Origin of the sequence: Mycobacterium sp. JS623 (genome assembly GCF_000328565.1) — a bacterium.
Lineage (GTDB): Bacteria > Actinomycetota > Actinomycetes > Mycobacteriales > Mycobacteriaceae > Mycobacterium.
Window position 1 is genome coordinate 1,438,768 of the sequence record NC_019966.1, and the last position, 18,138, is coordinate 1,456,905.

Consider the following 18,138-nt stretch of genomic DNA (forward strand, 5'->3'; position numbering starts at 1 on the left):
GGCGCCGAGTGTGGGCTCGATGCACACTTTGGCGCCCGTAAGTGTGCGGGTAACCCACGTTCGCGCGCCTAGAACTGGTGGCGCACTTCCGACAGGTTGATCCGGCCGTCGCTCGCCAACACCCCTTCAGCGCGCAAAAATTCGAGCTGTCGCGTCGTCAGGTGTGGCGCGGGACGCCCCGACGCCCTGATCACCCGATGCCACGGCAGATCCGACGAATCGGTCCGCATGATCCAGCCGACGATGCGCGGGCTGGACAGCCCGGCCGCATCGGCGATATCGCCATAGGTCGACACCCGCCCGGCCGGGATCGACGCGACCAGCGCACGCACGTTTTCGACCTGTTCGTCGGTGACTGCCGACATATCAGCCGCGCTCCAGCTGCTTGCGGATCACCGCCGCAGTGTCGGCGGGCCGCGCCTGTGGCACCATGTGGTCGCAGTCGAACTCCAGCAGTGTGATGTCGGGCCGCTCGCGCAGGCCGGCAAGCAATTCCCCGGTGACGTACGGCGGGTCCGTCTTGGTGGCTAGCACCAATGTGATCGGTATGCCGTAGGGCGGCAACCGAACTGGCCGCGCCAGCTCACTCCAGTACGACAACATCGCCGGAATGCTGAGCCGCCATCCTGCGCGCCCGCCCGGCAGGTCGATCAGGTGCTCGTCGAGCTCGCGGTCCAGCTCGTCGGCGTCGACCTCGCCCCACGAGCCGTTGACCTTCTCGGCTCGCGCCTCTGCGCGGTCGGTGTAGTCCGGCGAGCCGAACATCTCGTCGGCGATGTCGCGCATCCACCCGCCGTCCAGCCCGACCGCGGGATCGAGCAGCACCAACGACGACACCAGATCCGGGCGTACCGCAGCCAGATTCAGCGCAATCGCCCCGCCGAATGAATGCCCGACCACCACCACCGGCCCCTCCGCCTCGGCGTCCAGTAGCCCGGCCAGCGCGTCGACGTTCGCGTCGATGCTCCACGGCGCCGCCCACGACGACCGCCCGTGTCCGATCAGATCCGGAGCGACGATCGCGAATTCAGGCAGATGCTTCGTCGCCAGCGTCTGCCAGCGCAGGCCGTGCCCCGTCAGGCCATGCACGGCCAGGATCTGCGGGGGGCGGGTCGGTCCGTAGCGATGCACGTGCAGCAAGTCGGTCACAGCGTCGATGCTGCCAGCAGCCCGCGACACTAAATGTCGGACCCCCGTGGTGTCATGCCAACATGTCCGCACCGCAGACCGAACTGACCCGCACCGCCCTCACCGAACCAGGGACGCGCGGTGTGGTGCGCGTGCTGGGCGGAGCCGGTACTGGCAAGAGCACCTTGCTGATTCGGACCGCGACCGCCCACATCGCCGCGGGCAGTGATCCCGAATCGGTTCTGCTGCTGACCGGTTCGGCCCGGCTTGGTAGCCACGCGCGGGCGGCAATCACGTCGGCGTTGTTGTCGGCGGGCAGTCGCGCTGTCGTCCGGGAACCGTTGGTACGCACCCTGCACTCCTACGCGTTCGCGATACTGTGGTTGGCGGCACAGCGCAACGGTGACCCGCCGCCGCGACTGATCACCAGCGCCGAACAGGACGGCATCATCCGCGAACTGCTCGCCGGCGACCTCGAAGACGGTGACGCGTCACCGGTCGGATGGCCCAGACAACTGCGGCCCGCGCTCAGCACCGTCGGATTCGCCAACGAATTGCGCGACCTGTTGTCGCGCTGCACCGAGCGTGGCGTGGATCCCGTTGCGCTGCAACGCATCGGGCGCACCAGCGGGCGCCTCGAATGGCTGGCTGCGGGTCAGTTCGCGCAGGCCTACGAGCAGATCATGCTGCTGCGATCCGCCGTCGGCATGGCAGCGCCGCAGGCCACCGTGCCCGCGCTGGGAGCAGCCGAACTCATCGGCGCCGCACTTGAAGCGTTCGCAACCGACGCGGACCTGCTGGCCGCCGAGCGCGCCAGAATCAAGCTGCTACTCGTCGACGACGCGCAGCACCTCGATCCGCAGGCGGCCCGGCTGGTTCGCGTGCTGTCGGCGGGCGCCGAACTGACCGTCATCGCCGGCGACAGCACCCAGTCGGTGTTCGGATACCGCGGCGCCGACCCGTCGCTGCTGCGTGGTGACGAGCCCGCCATCACCCTGACCGAGTCGTTCCGGTGTGCGCCGCTCATCGCCGACGCCATCACCGCGGTTGCCCGACGGCTGCCGGGTGCCGGTGCGGCGCGGCGGGTGACCAGTGCCGCGGACCTCCCGGGCGCGCTGAATGTCCGGATCGCCGCGACGCCACATGCGGAGTCGGCGTTGATCGCCGACGCCCTGCGCCGCGCCCACCTGGTCGACGGTGTGCCGTGGTCGCGGATGGCGGTGATCGTGCGGTCGGTGCCGCGGCTGGGCGCGCCGCTGGCCCGCGCCCTGGTATCGGCCGGCGTGCCGGTGGACGCCCCGCTGCCCAGCACTCCTCTGGCCGACCAGCCTGCGGTGCGCGCGCTGCTGACCGTGCTTGACGCCACCGAGCGTGGGCTCGACGGCGAGCGGGCGCTGTCGTTGCTGACAGGGCCCATCGGCCGGGTCGATCCGGTGTCGCTGCGTCAGCTGCGCCGCGCGTTGCGCCGAGCCGACGGCGGCCAGCCGCCGCGGGAGTTCACCGACCTGCTTGTCGCGGCGCTCCACAACGACACCGACGGCCTTTCCGCCGACCTCGGCCGCCCCTTGCGGCGCGTGCGCGCCGTGCTCGCCGCAGCCCGCGCCAGCGCAGCCGAAGGCCAAGATCCCCGCTACACGCTGTGGCAGGCATGGCATCGGTCCGGCCTGCAGCGGCGCTGGCTGACCGCAAGCGAACGCGGCGGCCTCGCGGGTGCACAGGCCGACCGCGACCTCGACGCGGTGACAGCGCTGTTCGACATCGCCGAGCAATACGTGAGTCGGACGACAGGAGCGTCGCTACGCGGACTCATCGACCATGTCGAGGCGATGGGACTGCCCGCGACCCCCCGCGAGCAACTGCCCGAACCCGACGCGGTCGCCGTCCTGTCCGCCCATGCGGCGCTCGGCAGGGAATGGGATTTCGTCGTCATCGCGGGATTGCAGGAAGGGTTGTGGCCGAACACGACTCCCCGTGGCGGCGTGCTGGGCACCCAGCAGCTGGTCGACGTCATGGACGGCGTCGCGACGGAGGTCGACCGCGGATTGTCGAGCAGGGCGCCGTTGCTGGCCGAGGAACGCAGGCTATTGATCGCCGCCATGGGCCGCGCCCGCAGCCGCCTGCTGGTGACCGCGGTCGACAGCGACTGCGGCGACGAGTCGATGCTGCCGTCGCCGTTCTGCTACGAGCTCGCGGCACTCGCCACCGACAGCGAACCCGAACCGCCAGCGCCGATCCATGCCCCGCGGGTGCTGGCCCCGCCCGCACTGGTCGGGCGGCTGCGCTCTGTCGTGTGCGCCGCACCTGATGACGTGGATGACGCCGTACGGGCATGTGCGGCAACACAACTGGCGCGGCTCGCGGAGGCCGGTGTCACCGGCGCCGACCCTGCCCAGTGGTACGGCATGACGCCGTTGTCCAGCGACGAACCGCTGTGGGACGGTGACGATCACGTCGTCACGCTGTCACCCTCGACGCTGCAGATGCTGACCGACTGCCCATTGCGCTGGCTCCTCGAGCGCCACGGCGGCTCCGATGGACGCGATGTGCGGTCGGCGATCGGTTCACTGCTGCATGCGCTCGTCGCGGAGCCGGGTAGGACCGAAACCCAGATGCTCAACGATCTCGAAAAGCTCTGGAGCAAGCTGCCGTTCGACTCTCAATGGTTTTCGGATAACGAGCTGGCGCGGCATCGCGCGATGCTGTCAACCTTCGCGCAATGGCGTGCGCAGACCCGCGGCGAGCTGACCGAGGTGGGCACCGAGATCGACCTCGATGGCACAGTCGGTCCCGGGGTGCGGGTGCGTGGGCGCCTGGACCGGCTCGAGCGCGACGCGGCAGGCCGGTTGGTGGTGGTTGATATCAAGACCGGCAAGACACCGGTCAGCAAGGACGATGCTCAACGTCACGCCCAGCTTGCGATGTACCAGCTCGCCGTCGCGGAAGGGCTACTGCCAGAGGGTGATACGCCGGGCGGCGGTCGGCTGGTCTATCTCGGCAAGGCCGGATCGGGTGGCGCCACCGAGCGCGAGCAGGATCCGCAGTCAGACGACACGCGTGCCGAATGGCTCGAGTTGGTGCAGCAGGCGGCGGCTGCCACGCAGGGGCCGACCTTCGTCGCGCGGGTCAACGACGGCTGTGCGCACTGCCCGGTGCGAGCCATGTGCCCGGCCCAGGCCATCGCCGGTGGGCGGTCATGACCCCGCGCTACAGCCCGGCCGAACTGGCCTCTGCGCTCGGCCTTTTCGCGCCTACCGACGAGCAGGCGGCGGTGATCGCCGCTGCGCCGGGCCCGCTCGTGGTTATCGCAGGCGCCGGTGCGGGCAAGACGGAAACCATGGCGGCCAGGGTGGTGTGGTTGGTGGCGAATGGCTACGCCCGCCCCGGGGAGGTACTTGGCCTGACCTTCACACGCAAGGCCGCGGGTCAGCTGCTGCGACGTGTCCGTACGCGGCTGGCACGGCTGGCAGGCGCCGGTCTGGTTCCCGGCGGTTGCGACGCAGCCGACGACCCCGCGACCGTCAGCACCTATCATGCGTTCGCCGGCAACCTGCTGCGCGAACACGGGCTGCTGTTGCCAGTCGAGCCCGACACCCGGCTGCTCAGCGAAACAGAGTTGTGGCAATTGGCATTTCGAGTCGTGTGCGAGCACCCCGAGCATCTCGACACCGACAAGACTCCGGCCTCGGTCACGGCGATGGTGCTGCGGCTCGCGGGCCAGCTGGCCGAACATCTCGTGGACACCGCACAGCTGCGCGACACCCACGTCGAACTCGAACGACTCGTGCATACGTTGCCTGCGGCTCCATTTCAACGCGACCGCGGACCCAGCCAGTGGCTGCTGCGCATGTTGGCCACCCAAACCGAACGCACGCAACTGGTCCCGCTGATCGAGGCCCTGCACGCGCGCATGCGGGCCGAGAAGGTGATGGACTTCGGCATGCAGATGGCCTCGGCCGCCCGGCTGGCTTCGGCGTTCCCTCAAGTCGGCCAGCAGCTGCGCGAAAGGTATCGGGTGGTCCTGCTCGATGAGTACCAAGACACCGGGCACGCCCAACGCGTCGCGCTGTCGTCACTGTTCGGCCGTGGCGTCGACGACGGCCTCGCGCTGACCGCGGTCGGTGATCCGATCCAATCGATCTACGGTTGGCGGGGTGCCTCGGCGACCAACCTGCCGCGGTTCACCACCGACTTCCCGCGCGCCGACGGCACCCCGGCGCCCACCCTGGAACTGCGGACCAGTTGGCGCAATCCGCCGCGGGCGCTCCATCTGGCCAATGCCGTGTCCGCCGAGGCGCGGCGGCGTTCCGTCGCGGTGCGCGCCTTGAGGCCCAGGCCCGACGCCCAGCCCGGCGTAATCCGATGTGCCTTGCTGAATGACGTTGCCGCCGAACATGATTGGGTCGCAGATCATGTCGCGGCGCTGTATCACGGTGCTGACGGCCCTACACCAACCGCAGCCGTGCTGGTGCGCCGCAACGCGGACGCCGCGCCGATGGCGGACGCACTGACCGCGCGTGGCGTCCCCGTCGAGGTCGTCGGTCTGGCCGGACTTCTTTCGGTGCCCGAGGTCGCCGATCTGGTGGCGATGCTGCGGCTCGTCGCGGACCCGACGGCAGGGGCAGCCGCGATGCGGGTGCTCACCGGACCGCGGTGGCGGCTCGGCGGTCGTGACATCGCCGCGCTGTGGCGGCGCGCGGTCGAACTCGATGACCGGCCGACGCGCGAGGCGACCACCGAGCAGATCGTGGCTCAGGCAGCCGCCGACGCGGACGCCGCCTGCTTGGCCGATGCGATCTGTGACCCCGGCCCTGCGCACACGTATTCCGTTGCAGGGTATCCGCGTATCGTCGCGCTCGGCCGCGAGCTGACGGCGCTGCGCGCGCACCTGACGCATCCGCTGCCCGACCTCATCGCCGAGGTCCGGCGGGTACTCGGGCTCGACGCCGAAGTTCGTGCGGCCAGGCCGGTGGCCGCGGGGTGGTCTGGCACCGAGCATTTGGACGCGTTCGCCGACGTGGTGGCCGATGTCGCCGGTCGGCCAGGGGCGACGGTGCAGGGGCTGCTGGCATATCTGGACGCTGCCGAACAGGTGGAGAACGGGCTGGCGCCTGCCGAGGTGTCCGTCGCGACGGACCGTGTGCAGATCCTCACCGTGCACGCCGCGAAAGGGCTGGAGTGGCAGGTCGTGGCGGTGCCGCACTTGTGTGGCAGGGTGTTCCCGTCGACGGCGTCGACGCGAACCTGGCTCACCGACGCGGGCGATCTGCCGCCGCTGCTGCGCGGTGATCGCGCGACTGTCTCCGAGCTTGGCGTGCCGGTGCTGGACACGTCGGACGTGAACGATCGAAAGAGGTTGTCCGACAAGATCTCCGATCACAAGCGCAGCCTCGAACAGCGGCGTATCGATGAGGAGCGTCGGCTGCTGTATGTGGCGCTGACCCGCGCCGAGGACACCCTGCTGCTGTCGGGGCACCATTGGGGCGCGTCCGAGGCCAAGCCTCGTGGTCCCTCCGATTTTCTCTGTGAGCTCAAGGACATCATCGAGACGTCGGAGGCAGCGGGCGATCCGTGTGGCGTCATCGACCACTGGGCGCCTGCGCCGCCGGATGGCACGCCGAACCCGTTGCGCGACAGGGCAATCGAAGCGCTGTGGCCCACCGATCCGGCCGGTACGCAACGAACCCGTGTGGACAGCGGTGCGGCGATGGTGATCCACGCAATGTCGGGTGATCTTACCGCAAAGACCGACGACGTCGACGGCTGGGTGGCCGACGTCGACGCCCTGCTGGCCGAACGCGACCGCGTGGCCGACGCGCCCACCCCGGCTCTGCCGACACAGCTGTCGGTGAGCACACTGGTCGAGCTCGGTCGCGACCCCGACGCCGTCGCGCAACGGCTGCGCCGTCGGCTGCCGACCCGGCCTGACCCACACGCCTTACTGGGCACCGCTTTTCACGACTGGGTGCAGCGCTTCTTCCACGCCGAGCGACTGTTCGACCTCGACGATCTGCCCGGGGCCGTCGACCGCGACGCCGGCGCCGCCGAAGAGCTCGCCGAGTTGCAGGCCGCGTTCGCAGTGTCAACGTGGGCAGCCCGCACGCCCATCGATGTGGAGGTTCCGTTCGACATGGTCATCGGCGGGCGCGTGGTGCGCGGACGCATCGACGCCATCTTCGCCGACGACGACGGCGGCACCACGGTGGTCGACTGGAAGACCGGCGACCCGCTCGACACGCCAGAAGCCAACCGGCATGCGGCAATTCAGCTGGCCGTATACCGGCTGGCGTGGGCGCAACTACACAAGTGCCCGATCGAGACGGTGCGCGCGGCATTCCATTACGTACGATCCAGCCGAACGGTCACCCCGGACACGCTGCCCGGCCCCGATGACCTCATCGCTTTGATCGAGGCGGCCTAGGAGTTCCGATAGATCTTCAGCGCGGAGGTGATCATCGGAATCTGCAGCGGCAGGCGGGCGATCGCGCCGAGACGCATGAAGAGCGGCTTGTCCTTCCACACCCGAACCAAGTTGACGTTCGCCGGGAACACGGCGACGAACAGCGCGACCGCCGACAGTGCGCCGAATCTGCGGGTGCGTGGCGACAACAGCAGCCCACCGACCGCCAGCTCTGCCAGCCCGGAGGCCTGGGTGTACAACCGCTGGCTGCCCGGCAGTTCCACGGGGACGATCGCGTCGTAGGGCTTGGGCATCACGAAGTGCAGGACACCTGAGCCCAGCAGGAGCGCCGCCAGACGGTAGACAGGCGTCGGGTTGGCAAGCTGCTGCAGTTCAGGCGGGGGTGAGGTCATGGTTACATTGTGGCGTGCGCCCCCTGGGATCGATGACGGGTTGTCGTGGCTAAAGGCGAACTGCGAAGTCGGCTGGCGGCCGTCGAGGAGAACCTGACCTCTCGACCGGATGCTGCGCTCGTCGATATCCTGCGCATCCCCGAGCCGTTCGTCAGCCCTGGCCAGCGAATTTTCCGCCGAATCGTCTACGCGCTGCTGGCGCTGTTCGCCGCGGTGTTCATCGTGTATCTGGACCGCCACGGATACCGGGATGTGCGCAACGAAATCGGGCAGTCCGAGGGCAGCGGCGAGCTGTCGTTCCTCGATTGCTTCTACTACGCGACGGTCTCGTTGTCGACGACGGGGTACGGCGACATCACGCCGATCACGTCGTCCGCGAGGCTGGTCAACGTTCTGGTGATCACCCCGCTGCGCATCGCATTCCTGATCGTCCTGATCGGTACGACGGTCGAGACGCTGACCACCCAGTCGCGTCAGGCATTGAAGATCCAGCGATGGAGGAGCAGAGTGCGCAACCACACCGTCGTCATCGGATACGGCACCAAGGGCAGGACGGCGGTGGCCGCGATGGTCGGCGACGAGGTGGCACCGGCCGACATCGTCGTCGTCGACGAGAACGTCACGGCGCTCGAACGCGCGAAGAGCGCGGGTCTGGTCACCGTGCACGGGAATGCGACCAAGTCCGAGGTGTTGCGGCTCGCCAGCGCCCAGCACGCGAAGTCGATCATCGTCGCGACCGACGACGACGCCAGTGCCGTCTTGGTCACCCTGACCGCCCGGGAGCTCGCGCCCAAGGCCAAGATCATCGCCGCCGTCCGAGAAGGAGAAAACCAGCATCTGCTGCGCCAGTCGGGTGCCGACTCGACGGTGGTGACGGCCGAGACCGCGGGTCGGCTGCTGGGAATCGCGATCCAAACGCCCAGTGTTGTCGAGATGATGGAGGACCTACTGACGCCCGCCGCCGGGTTTGCGCTTGCCGAACGTGAGGTCGAAACCAAGGAGGTCGGCGGTTCACCACGGCACCTGACCGACATCGTCTTGGGCGTCGTTCGTGACGGTCGGCTGCTGCGGGTCGACGAGCCCGAGGTTGATGCGCTCGAGTCCACCGACCGGCTGCTGTACATCCGCAGCGCGGAAGCCGAACGATGACCTCAGGCTTTCAGCTTCGCAACGTCCCGCTGCTGTCGCGTGTCGGCGCCGATCGCGCTGACGCGCTGCGCACCGACGTCGACGCGGCCATCGACGGATGGCCCGACGCTCTACTGCTGCGGGTCGACCGGCGCAATCAAGTGCTGATCTCTGCCGGCCAAGTGGTGCTCGGCAAGGCCGCCGCGCTGGGGGACAAACCGCCGGAGAACGCCGTGTTTCTGGGCCGCCTCGCCGACGGCCGGCATGTATGGGCGATTCGCGCCGCGCTGGAGGGGCCCGAGGACCCGCACGCCGAAACCGAGGTGCTCGACCTGCGGCGCGCGGGGCAGATTTTCGACGACGTCAGCGCGCAGCTCGTCGCGACCGCCACCGCCCTGCTGAACTGGCACGACAATGCGCGGTTCAGCGCGGTCGACGGCGCGCCGACCAAGTCGATCAAGGGTGGCTGGTCACGCGTCAACGCCACCAACGGGCACGAGGAGTTTCCCCGCATCGACCCGGCCGTGATCTGTCTGGTGCACGACGGCCATGACCGCGCCGTACTGGCCCGGCAGACCGTCTGGCCTGAGCGGTTGTTCTCACTGCTGGCCGGTTTTGTGGAGGCCGGCGAATCGTTCGAGGCATGCGTGGCCCGCGAGATCCGCGAGGAGATCGGGTTGACGGTCACCGACATCCGCTATTTGGGCAGCCAACCGTGGCCCTTTCCACGCTCGCTGATGGTCGGCTTCCACGCGCTGGGCGACCCGGCCGAGGAGTTCTCCTTCAACGACGGCGAAATCGCCGAGGCGGCGTGGTTCACGCGTGCCGAGGTGCGAGAAGCGCTCGAGCACGGCGATTGGAATAGCGACTCACCGTCGCGGCTGCTGCTGCCCGGGTCGATCTCGATCGCCAGGGAGATCATCGAATCCTGGGCAGCGCAAGAACTAACTGGCTAGCTTCGCCAGCTTGGCTTTGACCTCTGCGCCGCTTGGGTTGGTCAGCGTCGAGCCATCCGCGAACTTCAGCGTCGGCACCGTCTGATTGCCGCCATTGACCGATGCCACAAACTGCGCCGCGGCGGGATCGGCTTCGATATCGACCTCGGCGAACGAAATGCCCTCCGCCTTCAAAATCTTTTTCAGGCGGAAGCAGTAGCCACACCATGAGGTGCTGTACATGGTCAAAGCGCTCATAAGCCGTCCAACGTAACGGATACCCGCAACATGCCCGCGCCGCACCCGGCATATGTCACAGCCCCCTGCCAAGATGGACCGCATGTCGGTCGAGGCACCCAGTTCGCGTGACGAACTCCTCGCTGACCTCGACGACGAACAGCGCGAAGCAGTCCTCGCCCCGCGCGGTCCGGTCTGCGTGCTGGCCGGTGCAGGCACCGGCAAGACCCGCACCATCACCCGCCGCATCGCCCACCTCGTGGCGGCGGGACACGTCGCACCCCAGCAGGTGTTGGCGGTGACGTTCACGTCGCGCGCTGCAGGCGAGATGCGCGGCCGGTTGCGTGCCCTCGACGACGGTGCGGGCACGGGTTCGGTGCAGGCAATGACGTTTCACGCCGCCGCGCGCCGCCAGCTGTCGTACTTCTGGCCGCGCGTCGTCGGCGACACCGGGTGGCAGCTGCTCGACACGAAGTTCTCGGTCGTCGCGCAGGCTGCCAACCGGGCGGGGATGTCGACCAGCACCGATGACGTGCGTGACCTCGCGGGCGAAATCGAATGGGCCAAGGCATCTTTGATTAGTCCCGAGGGCTATGGCGCCGCCGTTGCGCAGGTCGGCCGCGACATTCCGTTCGATGCCGCGAAGATCGCCGCCGTCTACGCCGGATACGAAAAGCTCAAGGCCCGCCACGACGGCATGGCGCTGCTGGATTTCGATGACCTGCTGCTGCATACCGCCGCCGCGATCGAAAACGATGACGCCGTCGCACAGGAATTCCGCGACCGCTACCGCTGCTTTGTCGTCGACGAATACCAGGACGTCACGCCGCTGCAGCAGCGTGTGCTCGACGCCTGGCTCGGCAACCGCGACGACCTCACCGTCGTCGGCGACGCGAACCAGACCATCTACTCGTTCACCGGCGCCACCCCGCGTTATCTACTCGACTTCTCACGGCGCTTTCCCGACGCCGCGGTGGTTCGGCTTGAACGTGACTACAGGTCCACTCCGCAGGTGGTGTCGCTGGCCAATCGGGTCATCGCCGCCGCCCGCGGCCGGATGGCGGGCAGCAAGCTGCACCTCGTCGGCCAGCGCGACCCTGGACCCAACCCGACCTTCAACGAGCATCCCGACGAGGTCGCCGAGGCCAACGCAGTGGCCAAGAAGATCAAGAACCTGATCGAATCGGGCACCGCGGCCGCCGAAATCGCTGTGCTGTATCGCATCAACGCGCAGTCCGAGGTCTACGAGGAGGCGCTGACCGAGGCCGGCGTCCCATTCCAGGTTCGCGGCGGCGAAGGGTTCTTCAGCCGCCAAGAGATCCGCCAGGCGCTGCTGGCGCTGCAGCGCGCGGCCGAACGAGACGTCGAAGGCGCACTTCCCGACATCGTGCGCGCCGTCCTCGAACCGCTGGGTCTGACCGCCGAACCGCCGGCGGGCACCCGAGCCCGCGAGCGGTGGGAGGCGCTCGCCGGGCTTGCCGAACTCGTCGACGAAGAGGTGGCGCTGCGGCCGGCGTTGGACCTTCGCTCACTGCTGGCCGAACTGCGTCAGCGCGCCGACGCACGCCACCCACCCACAGTGCAGGGCGTCACGCTGGCGTCGCTGCACGCCGCGAAGGGCCTGGAGTGGGATGCGGTGTTCCTCGTTGGGCTTGCCGACAACACTTTGCCCATCTCGCACGCGCTCGCGCACGGCCCCGACAGCGAACCGGTCGAAGAGGAACGCCGGTTACTTTATGTCGGAATCACAAGGGCCAGAACGCATTTGGCGCTCAGTTGGGCGTTGGCCAGGGCGCCGGGCGGTCGGCAGAGTCGACGTTCGTCGCGGTTCCTCAACGGCATCGCCCCGCAGTCGCCCAGTGACGCCACCCCGAACCGAGCGCGCCGCCCGCGCGGTGCCACACCACGCTGTCGGGTCTGCAACGGCGCGCTGACGACACCGCCGGCGATCATGCTGCGGCGCTGCGAATCCTGCCCGTCCGACATCGACGAGGAGCTCCTCGCCCAGCTGAAGGATTGGCGGCTGCGCACCTCGAAGGAGATGAGCGTGCCTGCCTATGTGGTGTTCACCGACAACACGCTGATCGCCATCGCCGAGACGCTGCCAACCGACGATGCGGGGCTGGTCGCGATCCCCGGCATCGGCGCGCGCAAGCTCGAGCAGTACGGCCCGGACGTGCTGGCGATGGTGAAAGGCCGGAGCCGCTAGATCGGCGACATCTCAGAGACGGCCAATCGTCGTAAAAATCGTGCCAAAACCGCTGGTCAAAAATTGATTGTCTGCGGAAGCTGATACCGTTAGCCTCAAGATCACACCGCGAGTCGAAAGGAGGGTGCCCGGATCATGTTGAGCAATAAAGCGTTAACCGGCGTAGGCGTCGACGTTATGGCTGCCGGCATGTCGCGCACCCTTCACGTCGCCGAGGCTGCTGCCGCTGCCACGCCGCACCCCGCTTTCTGGGCGTACCCAGGTGCGGGTGCCGCGGCCGCCATTTCGCCGCAGCGCAAGCGTCGCAACGCTACCGCGACTGGACAGTCCGTGGATCGAGGCACCACCTAGGTAGAGCCTCGAACGAAGCCGAAAGGCCACGGACCCGCAGTCAAGGATCCGTGGCCTAATTTTTTGGGAAGCCATTCCGGACTACCGAAAGACCTGGTCAAGGATCCATCAGAAGACAGATGGCCGACGAAACCAACGACCAGGAAGGTGCAGTCATGTCGACGGCGATGAGCGCTCGCGCGAAGAGCTTCGAATCAGAGACATGCGGTGAAAGACCGATGCTGTCGGTGCCATGTCATGTCGGTAACCCCGATTTGTGGTTCGCAGAGAACCCGCTTGACCTCGAGCGCGCCAAGGCGCTGTGCGCGGATTGCCCGATCCGCCGCGAGTGCCTGGATGCGGCGCTGGAACGCCAGGAGCCGTGGGGCGTTTGGGGTGGCGAGATCCTCGAGCGCGGCACGATCATTGCGCGTAAGCGCCCGCGTGGACGGCCACGCAAGAACACAGTGGAAAGCCCGGCAGCCGCCTAAGCGCTGCCGGGTTTTCCCGTTTCAGGCGTCAATTAACTTGAGCGACAATGTCTCGCGGACTCAGGCCGCTTCTTCGGCGAAGCCAGGGATGAGTTCGGTGGCAAGCCTTCTAACCGGAATGTGCGCATCGAGCTGACAAGCGATCGCCACGTTGGAAGCGATCACCCGCAGCGGAATCGCCAACTTCGCCGGGAGATCCATCTGCCGGGCGGCCTTGATCTGGCCCGCGGCGCGGTCCGGCTTCATGTTCATGGCGGTGATCTTCTGCAGCCACTTACGCGTGTAGTGAAACTCCTCGACCTCGAGCGGTTCCACGTACTGCCGCATCATTTCGTCCATCTCGCGCTTGGACACCTGCTCGCCCTTCTGGACGAAGCCGATCTGTTGCATGGTCGCCAGCAGGTTTTCGTAGTCGTCGTTGAGCGCATAACGCGTCGACAGACCGATTTCGACCGGAATGCCGCCGGGCAGCGGAGCGACCGCGCCGAAGTCGATCACGCCCATCTTGTCGCCGGGCAACAGCATGAAGTTCCCGGGATGCGCGTCGCCATGCATCATCTCGAGACGGCGCGGTGCATCGTAGGTCAGCTCAAAAAGCCTGGTGCCCATGAGATCTCGCTGCTCGGTAGTCCCTTCGCGGATGATCACCGACAACGGAATGCCTTCAATCCACTCCTGGATCACGACCTTCGGCGCGCTGGCGACAATGTGCGGCACGACGAAATGCGGATGTCCCTCATAGGCTTTGGCGAACGCACGCTGGTTTTCGGCTTCCAGCCGGTAGTCCAATTCCATCTCGGTGCGCTCGATCAACTCGTCGACCACACCCTGCACATCGGCGCCGGGGGAGAGCTGCTTGAACACACTGACCATGCGCTTCATGGTCTTCAGGTCGGCGCGCAGCGCCTCGTCGGCGCCTGGGTACTGAATCTTCACCGCGACCTCGCGGCCGTCCGACCACACCGCCTTGTGCACCTGGCCGATGCTGGCCGAAGCCACCGGTGTGTCGTCGAACGAGGCAAATCGCTCGCGCCACTTGGTGCCCAACTGCGCGTCCAGCACGCGGTGCACCTTGGCCGCGGGCAGCGGCGGCGCCTCGCGTTGCAGCTTGGTCAGCGCCTCGCGGTAGGGCTTGCCGTACTGCTCGGGGATCGCGGCCTCCATGACCGACAGGGCTTGCCCGACCTTCATCGCCCCGCCCTTGAGCTCACCGAGCACGGTGAACAACTGCTGGGCGGCCTTGTCCATCAACTCGGCGTTGACCTCGTCCTTAGACGTGCCGGTCAGCCGTTTTCCGAAGCCCAACGCGGCCCGGCCTGCCATGCCAACAGGCAAGCTCGCCAGCTTGGCGTTGCGCGCGGCCCGACCCCGTTTGATGTCTGTCACCAAACCATCATCCCTGACGTTTCTGAGTGCCCTGCAACGAGTTGGCAACAAACGTTTTCAGCACCAGCACTGGGGGTGCCGTGTCCACCTGCGCGCCATGATCGCGCCGGCGTTGACGTCGAACTCCAGCGTGGTGTCCAGGACAGGCGGGGGCTCGGCTGATGTCCCGACGTCGGAGCCCGCGCGCACCGCCCGGATCACCCGGTCGATCTGGTTGAGCGCCAACGCAGCCGTCGCCAGCACTGTGGCCCGGTCGGCACTGCCGACTGCGTTGCGCAGCTGCGAAGCGACGGCAGGCCATGCCTCGTCGCGGTCGCTGCGATGTAGATCGGCGCAATCCAAACAACTTGTCACCCCTGGAATCACAAGCGGGCCAACCAAGCCCGCGCCGTCGCGCAGTCGCACCGGCAGATGCGCGACGCCGACGGTGTGCAGATCGCGGACGACTCGCGGATCAGTCATCAGAAAGTCCGACAGCACAACAAGATCCGTCTTATCGGGCGGCGGCGCCTGCGTGACGCGCGACCGCGTCACCCGAGCCCCCGAGCACCGCAACGCACTGGCCAGGACGTCTGATAGCGGACCACGGCCATGGATACGGATCGACGCGCACCGCGTCCGCCTGCGCATCGCGGCTGTCACCACCCCGGCGTCCATCAGCGACGCGACGAGTTCACCCGCATCCACATCGAAGCGCGCGTGAAGCTCTGGCAGCGTCGCGCCGGACTGCAGGGTTCGAAGCAGGTCGGCCAGGGCACCCGGCTCCAGCCCGGCTGGCGGCCGCACCAGCACCGCGCGCCGCGGATCCCAGCCCACCTGCACAACACCGTCGGGACGCAACAGAACTGGCATCGCGGGATTGAGCGTGTAGCGCGCCATGCGCCGACTCTGCCACGCCGCGGCGACAGCCCCGCCGGTTATCCACAGGCGGCGTTACTGCTTGGCGTCGTCGCCCTTGTCGCCGTTGTCGGAATCCTTCTGCATATCGGCGATCGCCTGATCGATGGCGTCGTCGATGCCACTGGTGTCGCCGCCGATCATCCGGTCGATGAAAGCGGCGGGCTCGTCGAGATCCTCGGCGCTGGGCAACAGGTCGGGGTGCTGCCAGACAGCGTCGCGGGCGTCGGAGCCGACGGCCTGCGTCAGTCGCTCCCACAGCACGGCCGCCTCACGCAGCTTGCGCGGCCGCAATTCCAACCCGACCAGCGTCGCGAACGTCTGCTCGGCAGGGCCGCCGGTGGCGCGACGCCTGCGCAGCGTTTCCGAAAGCGCCGACGTACCGGGAATCCGGTCACCGAGTGCATCGGCGACGACGGTCTGCACCCAGCCTTCGATCAGCGCCAGCAGCGTCTCGAGCCGCTCCAGCGCCGCGGTCTGCTCCGGCGTTGCCTTCGGTTCGAACATGCCTTGGCTCAGCAGCTGTTCCATCTGCGAGGGATCGGTCAGCGACGCGGGGTTGAAGCCTTGCGCGAAATCCTCGATGCCGCTCATGTCGATCTTCATGCCCTTGGCGAACGCCTCGACAGCGTTGAGCAGCTGACTGGCCAACCACGGCACGTGGCTGAACAACCGGTGATGCGCGGCCTCACGCGCAGCCAGGAAGGTGAGGATCTCGCTGCGCGGCTGCTCGAGGCCCTCTGCCAACGACTCGACGGCCTCCGGCATCAGCGCGGCGACCCCCTTGGGACCCAAGGGCAGCCCAATGTCGGTGGAGGTCAACACTTCTCGTGAGAGCCTGCCCAGCGCCTGGCCGAGCTGCGAGCCGAACGCCATTCCGCCCATTTGCGACATCATGGCCAGCAGCGGGCCGGCCATGCTCTTGGCTTCCTCGGGCAGCGCCGAGGCCCACACCGTCGAAATCTGCTCGGCGACCGGGTCGCACAGTCGCTTCCACGTCTCCAGCGTGTTGTCGATCCAGTCGTTGGGGGTCCATGCGACGGCCTTGGTGGTGCCTGCGGGCAGGGCGGTCGCTCCGTCCAGCCACGTCTCGGCCAGGTGCACAGCGTCGGCGATCGCGGCGCTGGTCTTCTCGGGCACCGGTGCCACGAAGCCGATCGAGTTCGACGCCAGTTGCCGGGCCAGGTCGTAATTCACCGGGCCGGACTGCTTGCCGCCCGTCATCACGTTTCCGGCGCCGCTGAACATTTCGCCGAGCCTGCTGAAGATCTGCCCGAGTTGAGACATGTCGAATTCGGACCCGCCCAAACCGAACGGATCACCGGCGGCCGAGCCGCCGATCCCATCGGAGCCCGAATCGGGGTCCTTCTTGCGCTTATCGGGATCCGAGTCATCCCCGGACGAGAAGCCGAAAGGCAGGTCAGCCATGCCTCAACGGTACTCACCAGCTCCGGTTCGCGTGGCTCGGCAGGTCACGCCGAGAGCGAACCGTAGATTGGTCGCCGTGAACAGGCGGATTTCTACGCTGCTGGTCGCCTTGGTGCCAATGCTGGCGTTTGGGCTGCTGGCGTGGGTGGTGACGGTGCCCTTCGTCTCGCTCGGGCCGGGGCCGACGTTCGACACCCTCGGCGAGGTCGAGGGTAAACAGGTCGTCGACATCAAGGGCACCGACGTGCACAAGACGTCGGGGCATCTGAACATGACCACGGTGAGTCAGCGCGACGATCTGACGCTGGGGGAGGCGCTGACGTTCTGGATGTCGGGTCGCGAGCAGCTGGTGCCGCGCGATCTGGTCTACCCGCCGGACAAGTCGAAGGACGAGATCGATCAAGCCAACAACACCGACTTCAAGCGGTCCGAGGACAGCGCCGAGTACGCCGCGTTGAGCTATCTGAAGTACCCGTCCGCGGTGACGGTGGCCAACGTCAGCGACCCTGGCCCGTCGGTCGGCAAGCTGCAGCGCGGTGACGCCATCGACGGGTTCAACAACAAGCCGGTGGCCAACCTCGAGCAGTTCACGGCGTTACTGAAGGCCACCAAGCCCGGCGACACCATCGTCCTGGACTATCGCCGCAAGAATGCGCCTGCCGGCGTCGCCACGATCACTCTCGGCTCCAACAAAGACCGCGACTACGGATACCTCGGCGTCGGTGTGCTGGACGCGCCGTGGGCGCCGTTCTCCATCGATTTCAACCTCGCCAACATCGGTGGGCCGTCGGCCGGGCTGATGTTCTCGCTTGCGGTCGTCGACAAGCTCACCACCGGCGACCTCAACGACGGGAAGTTCGTCGCAGGCACCGGAACCATCGACAGCGACGGCAAGGTCGGCTCCATCGGCGGCATCACGCACAAGATGATGGCCGCGCGTGAAGCGGGCGCCACCGTGTTCCTGGTGCCCGCCGACAACTGTGACGAGGCAAAATCGGCGCACGAGGATGGTCTGGAGCTGGTCAAGGTCGACAGCCTGACCCAGGCGGTCGACGCGCTGCACTCGATTTCTGCTGGTGGCGAACCTCCCCGCTGCTGAGAAGTCGCCGGACGGCGAATGCGTAGAGTTGGGACCACATCGTCGGTCGACGTTTGAGAA

Annotated in this window: 15 protein-coding genes; 8 read left to right on the forward strand and 7 right to left on the reverse strand. The window is 67.4% G+C overall.

The window, feature by feature from the left end; all coding sequences use genetic code 11:
• Window positions 1-68: 68 nt before the first annotated feature.
• Together MYCSM_RS06950 and MYCSM_RS06955 are read right to left on the reverse strand one after the other, a co-directional pair.
• Entirely contained in the window at window positions 69-365 is a 297-nt protein-coding gene (locus MYCSM_RS06950) for an MGMT family protein (RefSeq protein ID WP_015305435.1), read from the reverse strand.
• A gap of 1 nt (window position 366) precedes the next feature.
• Window positions 367-1,149 (reverse strand): alpha/beta fold hydrolase, encoded by a 783-nt coding sequence (locus MYCSM_RS06955; RefSeq protein ID WP_015305436.1) that lies wholly within the window; start codon window positions 1,147-1,149, stop codon window positions 367-369.
• A 62-nt stretch (window positions 1,150-1,211) separates the two neighbouring features.
• Between MYCSM_RS06955 and MYCSM_RS06960 the strand changes: the two genes are divergently transcribed.
• Window positions 1,212-4,325, forward strand: coding sequence for an ATP-dependent helicase (locus MYCSM_RS06960; protein ID WP_015305437.1), 3,114 nt, complete (start codon window positions 1,212-1,214; stop codon window positions 4,323-4,325).
• Entirely contained in the window at window positions 4,322-7,546 is a 3,225-nt protein-coding gene (locus MYCSM_RS06965; protein ID WP_015305438.1) for an ATP-dependent DNA helicase, read from the forward strand. Before MYCSM_RS06960 ends, MYCSM_RS06965 begins: the two co-directional genes overlap by 4 nt.
• Here MYCSM_RS06965 and MYCSM_RS06970 read toward each other — a convergent pair.
• Window positions 7,543-7,938: a DoxX family protein gene (locus MYCSM_RS06970; RefSeq protein ID WP_015305439.1), complete on the reverse strand. Its 396-nt coding sequence runs from the start codon at window positions 7,936-7,938 to the stop codon at window positions 7,543-7,545. The two genes, MYCSM_RS06965 and MYCSM_RS06970, sit on opposite strands and share 4 nt — an antisense overlap.
• A 45-nt stretch (window positions 7,939-7,983) precedes the next feature.
• On the opposite strand from MYCSM_RS06970, the gene MYCSM_RS06975 reads away from it, so the two are divergent.
• Both MYCSM_RS06975 and nudC read left to right on the forward strand, forming a co-directional pair.
• On the forward strand, window positions 7,984-9,087 hold the full coding sequence (locus tag MYCSM_RS06975) for a potassium channel family protein (protein ID WP_015305440.1): 1,104 nt from the start codon (window positions 7,984-7,986) through the stop codon (window positions 9,085-9,087).
• Window positions 9,084-10,022 (forward strand): NAD(+) diphosphatase, encoded by a 939-nt coding sequence (gene nudC / locus MYCSM_RS06980; RefSeq protein WP_015305441.1) that lies wholly within the window; start codon window positions 9,084-9,086, stop codon window positions 10,020-10,022. Before MYCSM_RS06975 ends, nudC begins: the two co-directional genes overlap by 4 nt.
• Here the strand turns inward: nudC and mrx1 are convergent.
• Window positions 10,011-10,259 carry a mycoredoxin Mrx1 gene (mrx1, locus tag MYCSM_RS06985; protein WP_015305442.1) on the reverse strand — a complete coding sequence of 83 codons (249 nt, stop codon included), beginning with the start codon at window positions 10,257-10,259 and terminating at the stop codon, window positions 10,011-10,013. The genes nudC and mrx1 overlap by 12 nt on opposite strands.
• An 82-nt stretch (window positions 10,260-10,341) precedes the next feature.
• On the opposite strand from mrx1, the gene MYCSM_RS06990 reads away from it, so the two are divergent.
• The 3 genes from MYCSM_RS06990 to MYCSM_RS06995 all read left to right on the forward strand — a co-directional run bounded on the left by MYCSM_RS06990 (window position 10,342) and on the right by MYCSM_RS06995 (window position 13,268).
• Window positions 10,342-12,447, forward strand: a complete 2,106-nt coding sequence (locus tag MYCSM_RS06990) for an ATP-dependent DNA helicase UvrD2 (protein WP_198345007.1) — start codon at window positions 10,342-10,344, stop codon at window positions 12,445-12,447.
• A gap of 135 nt (window positions 12,448-12,582) precedes the next feature.
• Window positions 12,583-12,798, forward strand: a complete 216-nt coding sequence (locus tag MYCSM_RS37035) for a hypothetical protein (protein ID WP_015305444.1) — start codon at window positions 12,583-12,585, stop codon at window positions 12,796-12,798.
• Between the two features lie 155 nt (window positions 12,799-12,953).
• Window positions 12,954-13,268, forward strand: coding sequence for a WhiB family transcriptional regulator (locus MYCSM_RS06995; RefSeq protein WP_051073873.1), 315 nt, complete (start codon window positions 12,954-12,956; stop codon window positions 13,266-13,268).
• 60 nt (window positions 13,269-13,328) lie between these two features.
• On the opposite strand, the gene MYCSM_RS07000 is transcribed toward MYCSM_RS06995, so the two are convergent.
• The 3 genes from MYCSM_RS07000 to MYCSM_RS07010 are packed head-to-tail and all read right to left on the reverse strand — an operon-like array spanning window position 13,329 to window position 16,979.
• A complete protein-coding gene (locus tag MYCSM_RS07000) occupies window positions 13,329-14,702 on the reverse strand; it encodes a macrolide-binding ATPase MABP-1 (RefSeq protein WP_051073874.1) in 1,374 nt (457 codons plus the stop codon).
• 9 nt (window positions 14,703-14,711) lie between these two features.
• Window positions 14,712-15,533, reverse strand: coding sequence for a hypothetical protein (locus MYCSM_RS07005; RefSeq protein ID WP_015305447.1), 822 nt, complete (start codon window positions 15,531-15,533; stop codon window positions 14,712-14,714).
• A gap of 54 nt (window positions 15,534-15,587) precedes the next feature.
• Window positions 15,588-16,979, reverse strand: a complete 1,392-nt coding sequence (locus tag MYCSM_RS07010; protein WP_015305448.1) for a zinc-dependent metalloprotease — start codon at window positions 16,977-16,979, stop codon at window positions 15,588-15,590.
• Window positions 16,980-17,055: 76 nt separating this feature from the next.
• Between MYCSM_RS07010 and MYCSM_RS07015 the strand changes: the two genes are divergently transcribed.
• Entirely contained in the window at window positions 17,056-18,078 is a 1,023-nt protein-coding gene (locus MYCSM_RS07015; protein WP_015305449.1) for a YlbL family protein, read from the forward strand.
• Window positions 18,079-18,138: the final 60 nt, after the last annotated feature.